This window comes from Geobacillus sp. E263 (assembly GCF_007197795.1).
Classification (GTDB): Bacteria; Bacillota; Bacilli; order Bacillales; family Anoxybacillaceae; genus Parageobacillus_B; species Parageobacillus_B toebii.
Map to the genome: position 1 here is coordinate 1,174,514 of NZ_CP041632.1, position 14,269 is coordinate 1,188,782.

The window sequence follows — 14,269 nt, forward strand, 5'->3', positions numbered from 1 at the left end:
CTTGTGAATATGGGGAACTCAATGGCTTTGAATCAAACGAAACAAGTAGAAGCCTTTTTGCAAAAAACCGTTCAGACGATTTCCAATTATTTAAATGAAACAACATTGACCAAACTATTGGCGGAACAAGAAGGAGGCGACAAAGCCTATTATGAATTATTGCTTTCGAATTTACGCCGCCTCGTTGTATATTGCGAGGAGGGGCTTGAGGCGTGCCGTATCATATTAAATGATGAACCATTTCGTAAAGCGGCGGCGGAAAAAACGTTGTATCGTGTCTATCATCTATGTATTGCCGAATATTTTACGCCAAAAAGCGATGCGTGGTATGAAGATAGCCGTTCCGCTTATACGGGACGCAACTCGATTAAGTTTCGTCAAACCCCTCCGCCTTCGTTGAAAGCTTTGTTGTTATCGCTTGAAAGCGAGTTTCAGACAATTCGTGAAGAGCTGGAATTTTATGAAACGGATTATCGGACGAAAATGATACAATCCAATTGAACGCAAGCTGTCCCACATCTGGGGCAGCTTTTTTGATGTTCATCATTCTGTCCTTGGTTTTGTCGGGTCGCAGGCAGGCGGTTTTACTTCATACGTCTTTTGCAAATAATAACATTCTTCTCGTGCCATATGGTTCGCCATAAGCGGCGTCAGGACGCCAAGCACTTCTTTATTTAGCTCCATTTCTTCCAATTCGCGCAAAAAACATTGAAAAATAACCATTTCTAATTGAATGCCCCGGTGAAAGCGATGTAAAGCAGGGAAATCGTATACGTTTGTTCGTAAATATTGTTCCAATGTGTTTTTCACTTGTTCCTCATCTCGATTTATATGTAGGAAAATGGGTGAATGCGGACAAGAACGAGTTTTAGGTAGTGGGCATACGATATGGTGATAAAAATTAAGGGAGGTTTTTCAAGATGAATGAACAAGAACGAATTCAACAATATGTGGCGGAAGTAAAAGAATGGGGAAAACAAGTCGAGCAAATTTTGCTTCAGCGGGGGGAGGACGGCGGCGATTGCCGCGTTGATTCATTGCTTTCCTACATCGAACATCATGGCGATGCATGGACAGAGGACGCCATTTATGAACTTCAGCGCATGGTGGACGAAGTATATGAAAAAGCGCTGGTGTTTCAGCAAAATGAACAGTCGGCCATCAGACAGGAGGAAAGAGAAATAGAAGAAAGACAACAAACGTCCATCGGACAGGAGGAAAACGGGATAGAAGAAAGACAGCAAACGGTCGTCAGACAGGAGGAAAGCGGCACAGAAGAAAGACAACAAACGGCCAGCGAACAGGAAGAAGAAAGCGAGGCAGAAGAAAGACAACAAACATATGTGGCAGCAGGAAGACACGTCCTTCCGCCGCTTCCATACAGCTACGATGCGCTTGAGCCGCATATTTCCAGAGAAATTATGCGGCTGCATCATACAAAGCACCATCAAAGCTATGTGGACGGCTTAAATAAAGCGGAAAAAATGATGAAAAAAGCGCGCGAAACAAATGACTATGAACTGTTGAAGCATTGGGAGCGGGAAGCGGCGTTCCACGGTTCTGGACATTATTTGCATACGATTTTTTGGAATAATATGCATCCAAAAGGCGGCGGCCAACCGCGCGGTGAGTTGCTAGAACAAATAAAACGAGATTTTGGAAGTTTTGAAAGATTTAAGCGTCATTTTACCGAGGCGGCAAAAAGCGTCGAAGGAGTCGGCTGGGCGCTGCTCGTTTGGTCGCCGCGGTCGCACCGCTTAGAAATTTTACAGACGGAAAAGCATCAATTCATGACGCAATGGGATACGATTCCGCTTCTGGTGTTGGACGTTTGGGAGCATGCCTATTATTTACAATATAAAAACGACCGTGCAGCATATATTAACAGCTGGTGGAATGTTGTTCATTGGCGTGATGTGGAAGAACGGTTCGAGCAGGCAAGAAAATTGCGCTGGAAACCGTTTTAATGAAAGGCGAAGGGGCATCCTTCGTCTTTCTTGCGTTAGCGTCATCAACAAGCGAAAGCTATCATGTTTTTCGTTCGTTAACAAGGCGGATTTGTACACTTGCAAATGACGTTTGTGCTGATGAACTTGTACATTTTACAATCATATCTATATTTTTTGGCGCATACACTTGTACAAAACAGCAAAAGGGATGGGGATTACATGAAGATACGGAAACAAATTGCACTGTTCATCGCGGCGGTGATGATGCTTTTTTCATGTATTCCGGATCGGGCAAAGGCAATGAACGGAGTCAGTGCGCAAAGCGCCATTTTGATGGAGCAGAATTCCGGACGCATATTATTTGAAAAAGACGCGCATACGAAGCGGCGCATTGCAAGCATTACCAAAATTATGACGGTGATTTTAGCGATCGAATCAGGCAAAATGGATGACACGGTAACGGTAAGCGCCCGCGCTGTTCATACAGAAGGGTCGTCGATTTATTTAAAGGAAGGAGAAAAAATAAAGCTTCGCGATCTTGTCTATGGGACGATGCTGCGTTCCGGAAATGACGCGGCGGTGGCGATTGCCGAACATGTGGGTGGCAGCGTGGAAGGCTTTGTTTTTTTAATGAACCAAAAAGCAGCGGAAATCGGCATGCGCAATACCCATTTTGCCAATCCACACGGATTAGACGATTCGGAAAATCACTATTCCACTGCCTATGACATGGCGCTTCTTATGCAGTATGCGATGAAAAATAAGGAGTTTCGCAAAATCTCCGGAACAGAAGTATACCGGGCTCCTGCTTCTCCCGGAGAAGATTGGGATCGGGTATGGAGGAATAAAAATAAGCTGCTCACTAGTTTGTATGAGTATTGCACCGGAGGAAAAACCGGCTATACAAAACGGGCAAAGCGAACGCTTGTGACTACCGCTTCCAAAGGCGGAATGGATTTAATTGCGGTAACATTGGATGCACCGGATGATTGGAATGACCATATTGCCATGTATGAATATGGCTTTGGCCATTATATGATTGCAAAAGTAAACCGAAAACGAATGGTGAAAAAAATCCGTGATTCCTTTTACAGAAAAAACATACAAGCAAGCCGTGATTTGCGATATCCTGTGACGGAAGAAGAAATCAAAGAACTGCACGTAAAAATTTATCTTCTTCGTCCGAAAAAAGATTGGAAGAAAGACGAAAGGGGCATTCCGACCGTCGTTGGGAAAGCGGTGCTGTATTTAGGGGATCAAGCGGTGGATGAAGTTCCGCTTTTGTATAAAAAGAGCGTAAGCAAGGAAACGAACCATTCCATTTGGAACGCATTTCATTTTTTAGGTGTGGGAAGCGATGGTTAATCTTATTTGGGTAGCGATGGCCATTATTGGAATTGTTTTTGCGATGATAAACGGTACGATGAATGAAGTGAATGAAGCGATTTTTAAAAGCGCGAAAGAAGCGGTCACAATCAGCATCGGCATGATCAGCATATTAGTGTTTTGGCTTGGATTAATGAAAATTGCCGAGGAAGCCGGCCTTCTTGAGAAGCTTGCTGCTTTTTTCAAACCGCTTGTCCGCCGTTTGTTTCCGGAAGTGCCAGCAAACCATCCAGCGCTTGGCTATATCGTCTCCAACATGATTGCCAATATGTTCGGGCTTGGCAACGCCGCCACTCCAATGGGGATTAAGGCGATGGAAGAATTGAAAAAGCTCAATGGCCATAAAGACGAAGCAAGTCGTTCGATGGTAACGTTTTTAGCAATTAACACATCAAGTATCACCCTTATTCCAGCGACGGTCATTTCGATTCGCATGACATATGATTCGGCATCGCCTGGAGAAATTATTGGGACTACGCTCGTCGCTTCAACCATTTCGACGGTTGGCGCGGTTTTCATCGACCGTTATTATTATTGGAAACGCATGCGGAAAGGCGGGAAGCGGTAATGGCGTTCATCCAACTCCTTTCTACTTGGCTTATTCCAGTAACCATTGCGTTTATTCTTTTATACGGAACCGTAAAAAAAGTGCCGACTTATGAAGCGTTTGTCGAAGGCGGAAAAGAAGGGATACAGATTGCCTTTTCGCTTATTCCGTATTTAGTCGGCATGCTTGTTTCGATTGCCATTTTCCGCGCGTCTGGCGCGCTTGATTATATGATGAACGGGATTAAACCGCTTGCTGATGCGATCGGTCTTCCGGCTGAAGTGGTGCCGCTGGCGATGATTCGCACCATTTCCGGCACCGCTGCGCTTGGGATGACAACCGATTTAATTGCTACATATGGTCCCGATTCGTTTATTGGCAGGCTTGCATCCACCATACAAGGAAGCACGGAAACAACGTTGTATGTTTTAACCGTTTATTTTGGCGCCGTTGGCATTAAAAAGATGGGAGATGCGCTCAAAGTAGGAATTTTAGCAGATATTCTCAGCTTTATCGTTTCCTTTTTTATTGTGCTGTTTGTCTTTGGAAGATAGCTCGCCTATGATTAGGCAGCTTTTTTTTGTCGTTTTCTATCGATATAACTTTTGTATTTGTCGAAAAAGGGCGAGTATGATAAAAATAGTGAGAGAGCGTGCTTGTATCTTTTGGATCGAAAGAGTAAGATGATGAAAGAGGTGAAACAGTGATGGAACGATTGCAAAAAGTTATTGCTCATGCAGGCATCGCATCAAGACGAAAAGCAGAACAACTCATATTGCAAGGAAAAGTAAAGGTAAACGGGAAAGTCGTTACCGAGCTTGGCGTGAAAGTAGGTCCTCAGGATAAAGTGGAAGTAGATGGGATACCGGTAGAAAGAGAGGAGCCAGTATATTATCTTTTTTATAAACCGCGCGGGGTCATTTCAAGCGTAAAAGACGATAAAGGTCGGAAAGTCGTAACCGATTTTTTTAAAGATGTTGATAAACGCATTTACCCGATTGGCCGTCTCGATTATGATACGTCCGGAATTCTTTTGCTTACGAACGATGGGGATTTTGCCAATTTATTAATGCATCCTCGTTACGAAATCGAGAAAGTATATATCGCAAAAGTGAAAGGGATTCCGACACGGGAGCAATTAAAACAGCTTGAAAAAGGAATTATGCTCGAAGATGGCATGACGGCGCCGGCAAAAGTAAAACTGCTTTCTCACAATAAACAAAAACAAACAGCCATTATTGAAATTCGCATCCATGAGGGACGGAATCGCCAAGTGCGCCGAATGTTTGAAGCAATTGGATGCAAAGTGATGAAACTAAAGCGAGAGCGATACGCTTTTCTCGATTTAAAAGGGTTAAACCCTGGTGAATATCGTAAACTTACACCGCATGAAGTAAAGCAGCTGCGCGCGCTTGCGTTGTCAGGCGGTGGAAAATAACCGTTTACATTGTCACATAAATTTCATATAATATGAATTTTCACTATAAATAACACTGTTATAATGGAAAATGGAATATTATGATTTCGAGGGGTTAGGAATATGAAAAAACAACAACGCCTTATCATGCGAACGATTGTTTTGTTGTTATTATTGGCGGCGGTAGGATATACGATTTATTCCAACTTTTTTACAGAAAAAGAAAGGGTAAAAGTTGGTTCGACGGCGCCGGATTTTGTCTTGACCGATTTAAGCGGAAAAGAACACCGTCTTTCGGATTATCGCGGCAAAGGGGTGTTCTTAAACTTTTGGGGAACGTGGTGTAAGCCGTGCGAAAAGGAAATGCCGTACATCAACAGCCAGTATGGCGTATATAAAAAGCAAGGGGTCGAAGTATTGGCGGTCAACGTTGGCGAGCCGAAGTTGAGCGTGCAAAAATTCGCCGATCGATTTGGTTTGACGTTTCCAATTATGATTGACCGTGAAGATCAAGTCATGAACGCATATGATGTCGATCGATTGCCAGCAACCTTTTTAATCGACAAAAACGGCAAAGTCAAAAAAATCATCACAGGAACAATGACGGAAGAAATGGTAAAGCAGTACATGGAAAGCATTAAACCGTAAGGAGTTTTGCCAATGGAACATGTAAAATGCGAATGCGGTCATGTTAATCCACATGGGACTTTTTTTTGTGAATCATGCGGAAAACCGCTTGAGGAAAATACAGAGAAGCGACTTTTGGACATGCGCTATGAAGGGAGCGCGCGCCGTTCCCAAACATATAATAAGACCATTATCGATAAAATTTGGGCGTTTTTCTCTTCCGTGAAGGTCGGAGTGGCGCTTATTGTTATTACACTCATCGCCTCAGCGATCGGAACGATTTTTCCACAGGAAATGTATATTCCGCCGAATGTTAGCCCTGCTGAATATTATGCCGATCAATACGGATGGGCAGGAAAATTATATTATAAGCTCGGATTTAATAACTTGTATAAGTCATGGTGGTATATGCTTTTAATTGCGTCAATCGGTGTATCGCTCGTCATTTGCAGTTTAGACCGTGTGATTCCTCTTTATCGCGCGTTGAAAAAACAAGGCGTCACAAGACATCCGAACTTTTTGCGGAAGCAGCGGTTATTTAGTGTTTCGAAAGTCGATGATGCCGATGATGTGCTAAAACGCGTGAAAGAAAAATTGGCGCAGCGCCACTACCATATTCGTGAAGAAAACGGCAATATTTTAGCGGAAAAAGGCCGTTTTTCCCGCTGGGGCCCTTATGTCAATCATATCGGATTAATTATTTTCTTAATTGGAGCGATGCTTCGCTTTGTTCCGGGAATGTATGTCGATGAGGTACTGTGGATTCGCGAAGGAGAAACAAAAGAGATTCCCGGTACACAAGGAAAATATTTTTTAAAGAGCGAAAAGTTTATTTATGAGACATATGAAAAAGGAAAAGAAAATGAAGTGTTTAATGCGGCGATTGATCGCGTCGGCAACGGCACGGTAGCAAAAAATTACCAAACGAACGTTGTACTCTACAAACGTGTCGGTCCTATTGTCGCCGGTGAAGAACCGAAGCTGCAAAAAATAAAAGAGTATAAGATACGTGTCAACGAACCGTTGAAATATGATCATTACGCGCTATATCAAGTCGATTTTAAACAAAACGAGCCGTATAAAATGGCGTTTCAATTAATGGATAAAACGTCGGGAAAATCGTTTGGCAATGTCGTTATTGATTTGCACAATCCGAAATCTTCCTACGATCTTGGCAACGGTTATCGGGTAGAACTATTAAGCTATTTCCCTGATTTTTATTTTGATGAGGAAGGGAATCCGGCTACAAAATCAAAAATTCCAAACAATCCGGCGTTCGTGTTTAAAATGTTTACCCCTGATAAGCCGAAAGGGGAAGTAAGCTTTGTGGCCATTCAGCAAACGATTGAACCGTTTGGGGATAACAAGTATAAAATGAAGTTTGCTGGATTAGAGACGAGAAACGTATCAGGACTTACTGTGCGCCGCGACTTTACGCTTTGGATTTTAGGCGTTGGCGGAGCGATCTTTATGATTGGCCTCATCCAAGGAATGTATTGGAACCATCGCCGCATCTGGCTGCAGCGCGTCAATGGCGAAGTATGGCTTGCTGCGCATACGAATAAAAACTGGTTTGGTTTAAAAAATGAAATTCGCCGCATCCTTGACGGAACCGGATTAGCGATGCCGGTCGATCAGGCGGATGAGGAGACAAAAGCGGGACAAGGAGGGCAAATGCATGGCGCAGCTCAGTAGCACGTTACTATATATTGCTTTTATTCTTTACTTAATTGGAACGTTTTTTTTCGGCGGCGCGATTCGCGATAATAGAAAGGAACGAACGGGAAAAAATCGCTGGTCACAACTTGGAATTATCACGACGATTATCGGTTTTCTGTCTCAATTAGGCTACTTTATTACACGGTGGATTGCAGCGGGACATGCCCCGGTCAGCAATTTGTTTGAGTTTACTACCTTTTTTGGAATGATGCTTGTCGCCGCCTTTATCATTATTTATTTTATTTATAAAATAAGCATTCTCGGCTTATTCGCACTGCCAGTCGCCTTATTGGTGATCGCTTACGCCAGCATGTTTCCGCGCGAAATTACGCCGCTGATTCCTGCATTGCAAAGCGACTGGCTACATATCCATGTGACCACTGCCGCGGCGGGAGAAGCAATTTTGGCTGTTAGCTTTGTTGCCGGTCTCATTTATTTAATCCGTGTCGTGGACCAGTCCAAGCCAAGCAAGCGAACATTTTGGCTGGAAGTCGTCATGTTCTGCTTAATTACGACGCTCGGCTTTGTGCTTGTATCAACAGCATTCAGCCTTGCGGACTATGAAGCAAAATTTACATGGATCGATAAAAACAAGCAACAGGCGGAAGTCGTTTATCATATGCCTGCATTAGTCGGGCCGCATGAAGGAAAGCTAGTGAAAGAAAGCGCCGATCGTTTTGAGCCGCTTGTTTATATGCCGGCAATTATCAATGCGAAAAAATTAAATACGGTGATTTGGTCGCTAATCGGGGGCGCGATTTTATATGCATTGCTCCGTCTCGTGCTGCGGAAGCGGATCGCCGCTGCCTTGCAGCCGCTTGTCAAAAACGTAAACTTAGATTTAACGGATGAAATCAGTTATCGCGCTGTCGCCATCGGGTTTCCGGTATTTACACTTGGAGCGCTCATTTTTGCGATGATCTGGGCGCAAATTGCGTGGACTCGATTTTGGGGCTGGGACCCGAAAGAAGTATGGGCGCTCATTACATGGTTATTTTACGCCGCGTTTTTGCACCTTCGTTTGTCAAAAGGATGGCACGGTGAAAAATCGGCATGGCTTGCGGTCATTGGTTTTGCGATCATTATGTTTAATTTAGTCGCAGTTAACTTAGTGATTGCCGGGCTGCATTCATACGCCGGAACATGACAACATGACTGGAATAAAAGGATGCCCGAGGCTTGGCATCCTTATTTTACAATGAAGTAGATAATTGTCATGAATTTTTGTACAATAGTGAACAAGGGAGGATGTTCTATGGATAAAGATCAACAAGTCAAAATTTTAGTAGTAGATGATGAAGAACGCATTCGGCGCTTACTAAAAATGTATTTAGAGCGCGAAAACTATATCATTGATGAGGCTGATAACGGCGATGACGCGCTCGAAAAAGCGCTCGAAAACGACTATGATGTCATTTTGCTTGACCTCATGCTGCCAGGGAGGGACGGTATTGAGGTATGTAAAGGAATTCGCGAAAAGAAAGCAACCCCGATTATTATGCTGACAGCAAAAGGGGAAGAATCAAACCGTGTTCAAGGGTTTGAAGTAGGGACAGACGATTATATTGTTAAGCCATTTAGCCCGCGCGAGGTCGTATTGCGCGTAAAAGCGCTGTTGCGGCGTGCGGCGAATACTGCGTATGTTCTTGCTGACACGACCGCAAAAGATGTGCTCGTTTTTCCGCATTTAACAATTGATAACGATGCCCATCGCGTAACGGTTGACGGTCAGGAAGTGAATTTAACGCCGAAGGAATACGAGTTGCTTCTATTTTTGGCAAGATCTCCAGATAAAGTATTTGACCGTGAACAGCTATTGAAAGAAGTATGGCACTACGAATTTTTTGGCGATTTGCGCACGGTAGATACCCATATTAAACGTTTGCGTGAAAAGTTGAATAAAGTCTCCCCAACGGCGGCAAAGATGATCGTAACCGTTTGGGGGGTTGGCTATAAATTTGAGGTAGTGAATGACTAATGTGGCTTTTTCGCAGCGTAGTCGGGAAATTATGGGTTACTATATTATTGCTCGTTTCGTGTGTGTTATTTGTTCTTACGATTCTCTTGTTGAAATTTTTTGAAAATTATTATGTGCAAGAAGCGGAAAAAGAATTAACTCAGCTAGCAACAAAAATATCGGAAGTAATGCATGATTACGAAGACGAAAAACTGGCCCGTTCCATTGCATGGACGCTTGTCGGTAATATGTCTAAAGCTGTTATTTTTGTTGATTCATCGCATTACTGGTATTCTCCTACAAACGATGAATTGCGGGATCTGCCGTTATCATTCATTAAGCAAGATAAAGATTTGCGAAAAGTATTGACAGAAGGAAAAAACGTAAAAAAGAAAACCTATTTGCCAAACGTACAAACCGGCAGAAGTCGATATAGCAGTGATGTGATTATTGTTGGCGTGCCGCTTGAAATGGCAAATGGAAATCGGGGCGGAGTATTTATTTACCAATCATTGCAGGCAATTGAAGATACAACAAGGCAAACGAAAAAGTTAATTTTTCTTGCGGCATTTATCGCCATTGTGTTAACAACATTTTTTGCCTTTTTCTTATCGACCCGTATTACCGCTCCATTGCGGAAAATGCGGCAAGCAGCGTTTGAAGTGGCGCGAGGCAAGTTTGATACAAAGGTGCCAATTTTAACGGATGATGAAATTGGCGGCTTGGCGATGGCGTTTAATCAGATGGGCAGACGGCTGCAGTTTAATATTAATGCCCTAAATCAGGAAAAAGAGCAGTTAGCAAGCATTTTAAGCAGTATGGCCGATGGAGTTATTACATTTAATCGCGATGGCGAAATATTAATTACGAATCCGCCTGCGGAGCGGTTTTTGCAAGCATGGTATTTTGAGCAAGGAAACGGTGCGGAAACGATGGCTCCGCTGCCGCCGCAAGTAAAAGAGTTATTTATTCGTGTTGTCCGCGAGGAGAAAGAGCAATCGATTGAATTGTCGCTACAAGGACGGACATGGGTGATTTTGATGACGCCGCTTTACAGCAAAACGACTGTACGCGGTGCGGTAGCGGTGCTGCGCGATATGACGGAAGAACGTCGCTTGGATAAACTTCGCAAAGATTTTGTCGCCAACGTTTCCCATGAGCTGCGCACGCCGATTGCGATGCTTCAAGGGTATAGCGAAGCGATTATTGATGATATTGCGGCAACGGATGAAGAAAAGAAAGAAATGGCAAAAGTGATTTACGATGAATCGTTGCGCATAGGCCGTCTTGTCAATGACTTGCTTGATTTGGCGCGCATGGAAGCGGGGCATATTACATTAGATTACGAAACCGTTCAGCTCGTTCCGTATATTGAGCGGATTATTCGCAAATTCCAAGGGCTAGCAAAAGAAAAACAAATTGATTTGTCGGCGGAGTTTAAAAATGAGGATATCCAAATTACGATGGATCCAGACCGGATCGAGCAAGTTTTGACGAATTTAATTGATAATGCGATTCGTCATACGGATAAAAACGGAATGGTCAAGATCATTGTTGAGCGAAGCGGAGACGGCGTCACGATTCATGTCCAAGATTCCGGCTCCGGCATCCCAGAAGAAGATTTGCCGTTTGTGTTTGAACGCTTCTACAAAGCGGATAAGGCGCGTACGCGCGGCCGCTCGGGAACGGGATTGGGCCTTGCCATTGCGAAAAATATCGTTGAGGCCCATAAAGGGACGATTTCCGTTCATAGCAAGCTTCATGAAGGAACGACGTTTACGTTTTATTTGCCAAACGGTCCTCATGAAACATAATATGCCCCCTTGTCTAAGCAGCGGGGGCTGTTTTTTTTGATGGCAGAGCGAAAAAGAATAGGGAAGCTAATGAGTAATGATGCGTTTATTTCGAACGATACAAAATATATAGTGGTATAGACAACTAGATGATATGATGTTAATATAATTATATAGAAAGAAGGTGCAATAATCAGTGAAACGATGGTTGCTTAAAAATGCGGTTATATATGCGGAAACAGGAAAAATCGAGCAAGGATATGTGCTGACAGAGGGAGACAAAGTGATTGAAGTAGGGCCGATGTCCTCATGCCCAGCTTCTAGTGAAGCGGAGGTGGTGGAGCTCGACCCAAGTTTCTCCATTGTACCAGGATTTATTGATGTCCATATCCACGGCGCGTCTGGAGCCGATGTAATGGATGCGACAGACGAATCGTTGCGCACAATGGCAAAAACATTGCCAAAGGAAGGAACAACAAGTTTTTTAGCGACGACGATGACCGCACCGATTGCGGATATTGAACGTGCTTTGCAAAACGTTGCGCAATATATATATAGAAGCAATCCACCTGGAGAAGCAGAGGTGCTTGGCATTCATTTAGAAGGTCCATTTATTTCTCCAAAACGCTCGGGAGCGCAGCATCCAAAAAATATTATTGAACCAAATATCGAACTATTTCAAAAATGGCAGAACATCGCGAATGGACATATTCGTCTTGTCACGCTGGCGCCGGAAGAAAAGAATGGATTGGCGCTTGCGGCATACTTAAAAGAAACTGGTGTCGTCGCCTCGATTGGTCATTCCGATGCGGTTTACGAACAAGTAACCGCCGCCATTCAATCAGGAGTGACCCATGCCACTCATTTATTCAACGGCATGCGCGGTATTCATCATCGCGAGCCGGGAGTTGCCGGAGCGGTTCTTATGCACGATGAAGTTGTATGTGAACTAATTGTCGATGGAATTCATGTTGCGCCGGAAATGGTCCGCTTTGCGTACAAAATGAAAGGCTGTGATGGTCTCATATTAATTACGGATGCGATGCGCGCGAAATGTCTCGGCGCCGGTATATATGAACTTGGTGGCCAAGACGTCATTGTTCAAGGAGAAAAAGCAACATTACGAGATGGCACGTTGGCTGGAAGCATCTTAAAATTAGGCGATGCGGTGAAAAACATCATGTCTTTTACAGGCTGTACGCTGGAAGATATTATCCGCATGGCTAGCTGGAATCCGGCAAAGCAGTTAGGCGTTTCAGACAAAAAAGGAAGCATCCGCGCCGGGAAAGACGCTGATCTTGTCGTATTAGACGAACAGCATCATGTTGTGATGACGATATGCCGTGGTAAACTTGCCTATTCAAAATAAAAAAGGGGGATCGGACGATGAAATTAATTGAAGCAGCCAACTACGAAGAGATGAGCCAAAAGGCGGCTGACATCATTATTGCCCAGGTAAAGGAAAAACCTGATTCCGTTCTTGGTCTTGCTACGGGATCGACAATGCTTGGCACATATAAACAATTAGTCGAGGATCATCGCCAAAATGGAACATCTTATCGAAACGTTCGTACGGTCAATTTAGATGAATATATTGGTTTGTCACCCGATCACCCGAACAGCTATCGTTACTATATGAATCAACATTTATTTTCCCATATCGATATCCCGCTTTCGCAAACATATATTCCAAATGGAGCAAGCGATGATGTGGAGGCGGAATGTCAACGCTATGAACAGCTAATTGAAAGTTTGGGAGGAATTGATTTACAGCTGTTAGGAATTGGAAGAAATGGACATATCGGTTTTAATGAGCCGGGGACATCGTTTTCGGCACCGACGCATGTAGTCGAGCTGGCGCCGTCAACACGGCAAGCGAATGCCCGCTTTTTTCCATCTTTAGATGATGTACCGCGCCAAGCGATTACAATGGGAATCGCAACGATTATGAAAAGCCGTCATATATTGTTATTAGCGTCAGGAACGGCGAAAGCGCCAATTATGGCGAAGCTGTTCGAAGAAACCGTGACTACCGATGTGCCGGCATCGGTGCTTCATACTCATCCGAACGTCACGGTAATTGCTGATCAAGATGCATTGTCGCTTGTACCAGATGAAAAACGAAAGGTGTATGCAAAATGATTAGCAAAAACTCACCGCTTCCTATCTACTATCAATTAGAGCAAGGAATTAAAGAAATGATCGAAAAAGGGCAGCTCAAGCCGGGAGAAATGATTCCGTCCGAGCGGGAACTGGCAGAAACATACGATATTAGCCGAATGACTGTTCGACAGGCGATCAATAACTTAGTGAATGATGGATATTTAGTAAGAAAACGCGGCAAAGGGACATTTGTTGCCGCGACAAAAATCGAGCAGCCGCTGAAAGGACTTACAAGTTTTTCGGAAGATATGCGCGCTCGCGGCATGGAGCCTGGAACAAACGTATTGGATTTCAATATTGTTCCTGCCGGCACGTCGTTAGCTCAGCTGCTCGACGTTCGCGAAGGAGCGGATCTTTACGAAATTCGCCGCGTTCGTCTTGCCGACGGGCTGCCGATGGCACTCGAAACATTATATATTCCATGTATGCTTGTTCCTCGTTTAACCCGCGAAATTGTAAGCGGTTCCGTTTATGATTTTATTGAAAAAGAATTAGGGTTGGCCATTCAATCGGGCGTGCAAATAATTGAAGCTTCCGTCGCCCGCAAGATGGAGGCGGAGCTGTTGCAAATAAAGGAAGGTGCGCCTGTATTGCTCATGCAGCGCAGAAGTTATTTAAATAACGGACGGCCTCTAGAAGTCGTCAAATCGGTTTACCGTGGCGACCGCTACAAATTGACGATTGAGATGGAACGTTCAAAATAAAAAGAGG

At 43.9% G+C, this 14,269-nt stretch carries 14 protein-coding genes and 1 pseudogene; 14 read left to right on the top strand and 1 reads right to left on the bottom strand.

Features of this window, described 5'->3' with window-relative positions; genetic code table 11:
- Positions 1-9: 9 nt before the first annotated feature.
- Positions 10-501, top strand: coding sequence for a YpuI family protein (locus FNL97_RS06055; protein WP_015864358.1), 492 nt, complete (start codon positions 10-12; stop codon positions 499-501).
- Between the two features lie 42 nt (positions 502-543).
- Here the strand turns inward: FNL97_RS06055 and FNL97_RS06060 are convergent.
- Positions 544-798 (bottom strand): annotated as a pseudogene (locus FNL97_RS06060) (DUF2935 domain-containing protein); the annotation flags it as partial.
- Between the two features lie 122 nt (positions 799-920).
- On the opposite strand from FNL97_RS06060, the gene FNL97_RS06065 reads away from it, so the two are divergent.
- The 13 genes from FNL97_RS06065 (at position 921) to FNL97_RS06125 (ending at position 14,262) form a co-directional block, all read left to right on the top strand.
- Positions 921-1,967, top strand: a complete 1,047-nt coding sequence (locus FNL97_RS06065; protein WP_062677629.1) for a superoxide dismutase — start codon at positions 921-923, stop codon at positions 1,965-1,967.
- Positions 1,968-2,168: 201 nt separating this feature from the next.
- Positions 2,169-3,314 carry a D-alanyl-D-alanine carboxypeptidase family protein gene (locus FNL97_RS06070; RefSeq protein WP_062677615.1) on the top strand — a complete coding sequence of 382 codons (1,146 nt, stop codon included), beginning with the start codon at positions 2,169-2,171 and terminating at the stop codon, positions 3,312-3,314.
- The gene (locus FNL97_RS06075) at positions 3,307-3,903 is read left to right on the top strand and encodes a nucleoside recognition domain-containing protein (protein WP_143415215.1); all 597 of its coding nucleotides are present in this window, start codon (positions 3,307-3,309) and stop codon (positions 3,901-3,903) included. The genes FNL97_RS06070 and FNL97_RS06075 overlap by 8 nt, the downstream gene beginning before the upstream one ends.
- Positions 3,903-4,436, top strand: a complete 534-nt coding sequence (locus tag FNL97_RS06080) for a spore maturation protein (protein WP_015864354.1) — start codon at positions 3,903-3,905, stop codon at positions 4,434-4,436. Before FNL97_RS06075 ends, FNL97_RS06080 begins: the two co-directional genes overlap by 1 nt.
- A gap of 152 nt (positions 4,437-4,588) precedes the next feature.
- Complete coding sequence (rluB, locus tag FNL97_RS06085; protein ID WP_062677609.1) at positions 4,589-5,320, top strand: 23S rRNA pseudouridine(2605) synthase RluB; 732 nt, start codon at positions 4,589-4,591, stop codon at positions 5,318-5,320.
- A 102-nt stretch (positions 5,321-5,422) separates the two neighbouring features.
- Positions 5,423-5,947, top strand: a complete 525-nt coding sequence (gene resA, locus FNL97_RS06090; RefSeq protein ID WP_015864352.1) for a thiol-disulfide oxidoreductase ResA — start codon at positions 5,423-5,425, stop codon at positions 5,945-5,947.
- A gap of 12 nt (positions 5,948-5,959) precedes the next feature.
- Positions 5,960-7,621 (top strand): cytochrome c biogenesis protein ResB, encoded by a 1,662-nt coding sequence (resB, locus tag FNL97_RS06095; RefSeq protein ID WP_143415216.1) that lies wholly within the window; start codon positions 5,960-5,962, stop codon positions 7,619-7,621.
- On the top strand, positions 7,605-8,792 hold the full coding sequence (ccsB, locus tag FNL97_RS06100) for a c-type cytochrome biogenesis protein CcsB (protein ID WP_143415217.1): 1,188 nt from the start codon (positions 7,605-7,607) through the stop codon (positions 8,790-8,792). Before resB ends, ccsB begins: the two co-directional genes overlap by 17 nt.
- A 108-nt stretch (positions 8,793-8,900) precedes the next feature.
- A complete protein-coding gene (locus FNL97_RS06105; RefSeq protein WP_015864349.1) occupies positions 8,901-9,623 on the top strand; it encodes a response regulator transcription factor in 723 nt (240 codons plus the stop codon).
- Positions 9,623-11,416, top strand: a complete 1,794-nt coding sequence (locus FNL97_RS06110; RefSeq protein WP_015864348.1) for an ATP-binding protein — start codon at positions 9,623-9,625, stop codon at positions 11,414-11,416. Before FNL97_RS06105 ends, FNL97_RS06110 begins: the two co-directional genes overlap by 1 nt.
- 175 nt (positions 11,417-11,591) lie before the next feature.
- Positions 11,592-12,764, top strand: a complete 1,173-nt coding sequence (gene nagA, locus FNL97_RS06115; protein ID WP_143415218.1) for an N-acetylglucosamine-6-phosphate deacetylase — start codon at positions 11,592-11,594, stop codon at positions 12,762-12,764.
- A 17-nt stretch (positions 12,765-12,781) separates the two neighbouring features.
- The gene (gene nagB / locus FNL97_RS06120; protein WP_143415219.1) at positions 12,782-13,537 is read left to right on the top strand and encodes a glucosamine-6-phosphate deaminase; all 756 of its coding nucleotides are present in this window, start codon (positions 12,782-12,784) and stop codon (positions 13,535-13,537) included.
- Positions 13,534-14,262, top strand: coding sequence for a GntR family transcriptional regulator (locus tag FNL97_RS06125; RefSeq protein WP_062677604.1), 729 nt, complete (start codon positions 13,534-13,536; stop codon positions 14,260-14,262). Before nagB ends, FNL97_RS06125 begins: the two co-directional genes overlap by 4 nt.
- Positions 14,263-14,269 lie beyond the last annotated feature (7 nt).

Excerpts from the sequence above, each read along its gene's own strand:
- FNL97_RS06070 (WP_062677615.1), top strand. The coding sequence starts at position 2,169 with ATGAAGATACGGAAACAAATTGCACTGTTCATCGCGGCGGTGATGATG.
- FNL97_RS06080 (WP_015864354.1), top strand. The coding sequence starts at position 3,903 with ATGGCGTTCATCCAACTCCTTTCTACTTGGCTTATTCCAGTAACCATT.
- rluB (WP_062677609.1), top strand. The coding sequence starts at position 4,589 with ATGGAACGATTGCAAAAAGTTATTGCTCATGCAGGCATCGCATCAAGA.
- resA (WP_015864352.1), top strand. The coding sequence starts at position 5,423 with ATGAAAAAACAACAACGCCTTATCATGCGAACGATTGTTTTGTTGTTA.
- ccsB (WP_143415217.1), top strand. The coding sequence starts at position 7,605 with ATGGCGCAGCTCAGTAGCACGTTACTATATATTGCTTTTATTCTTTAC.
- resB (WP_143415216.1), top strand. The coding sequence starts at position 5,960 with ATGGAACATGTAAAATGCGAATGCGGTCATGTTAATCCACATGGGACT.
- FNL97_RS06055 (WP_015864358.1), top strand. The coding sequence starts at position 10 with ATGGGGAACTCAATGGCTTTGAATCAAACGAAACAAGTAGAAGCCTTT.
- FNL97_RS06110 (WP_015864348.1), top strand. The coding sequence starts at position 9,623 with ATGTGGCTTTTTCGCAGCGTAGTCGGGAAATTATGGGTTACTATATTA.
- FNL97_RS06065 (WP_062677629.1), top strand. The coding sequence starts at position 921 with ATGAATGAACAAGAACGAATTCAACAATATGTGGCGGAAGTAAAAGAA.
- FNL97_RS06105 (WP_015864349.1), top strand. The coding sequence starts at position 8,901 with ATGGATAAAGATCAACAAGTCAAAATTTTAGTAGTAGATGATGAAGAA.
- FNL97_RS06125 (WP_062677604.1), top strand. The coding sequence starts at position 13,534 with ATGATTAGCAAAAACTCACCGCTTCCTATCTACTATCAATTAGAGCAA.
- FNL97_RS06075 (WP_143415215.1), top strand. The coding sequence starts at position 3,307 with ATGGTTAATCTTATTTGGGTAGCGATGGCCATTATTGGAATTGTTTTT.
- nagB (WP_143415219.1), top strand. The coding sequence starts at position 12,782 with ATGAAATTAATTGAAGCAGCCAACTACGAAGAGATGAGCCAAAAGGCG.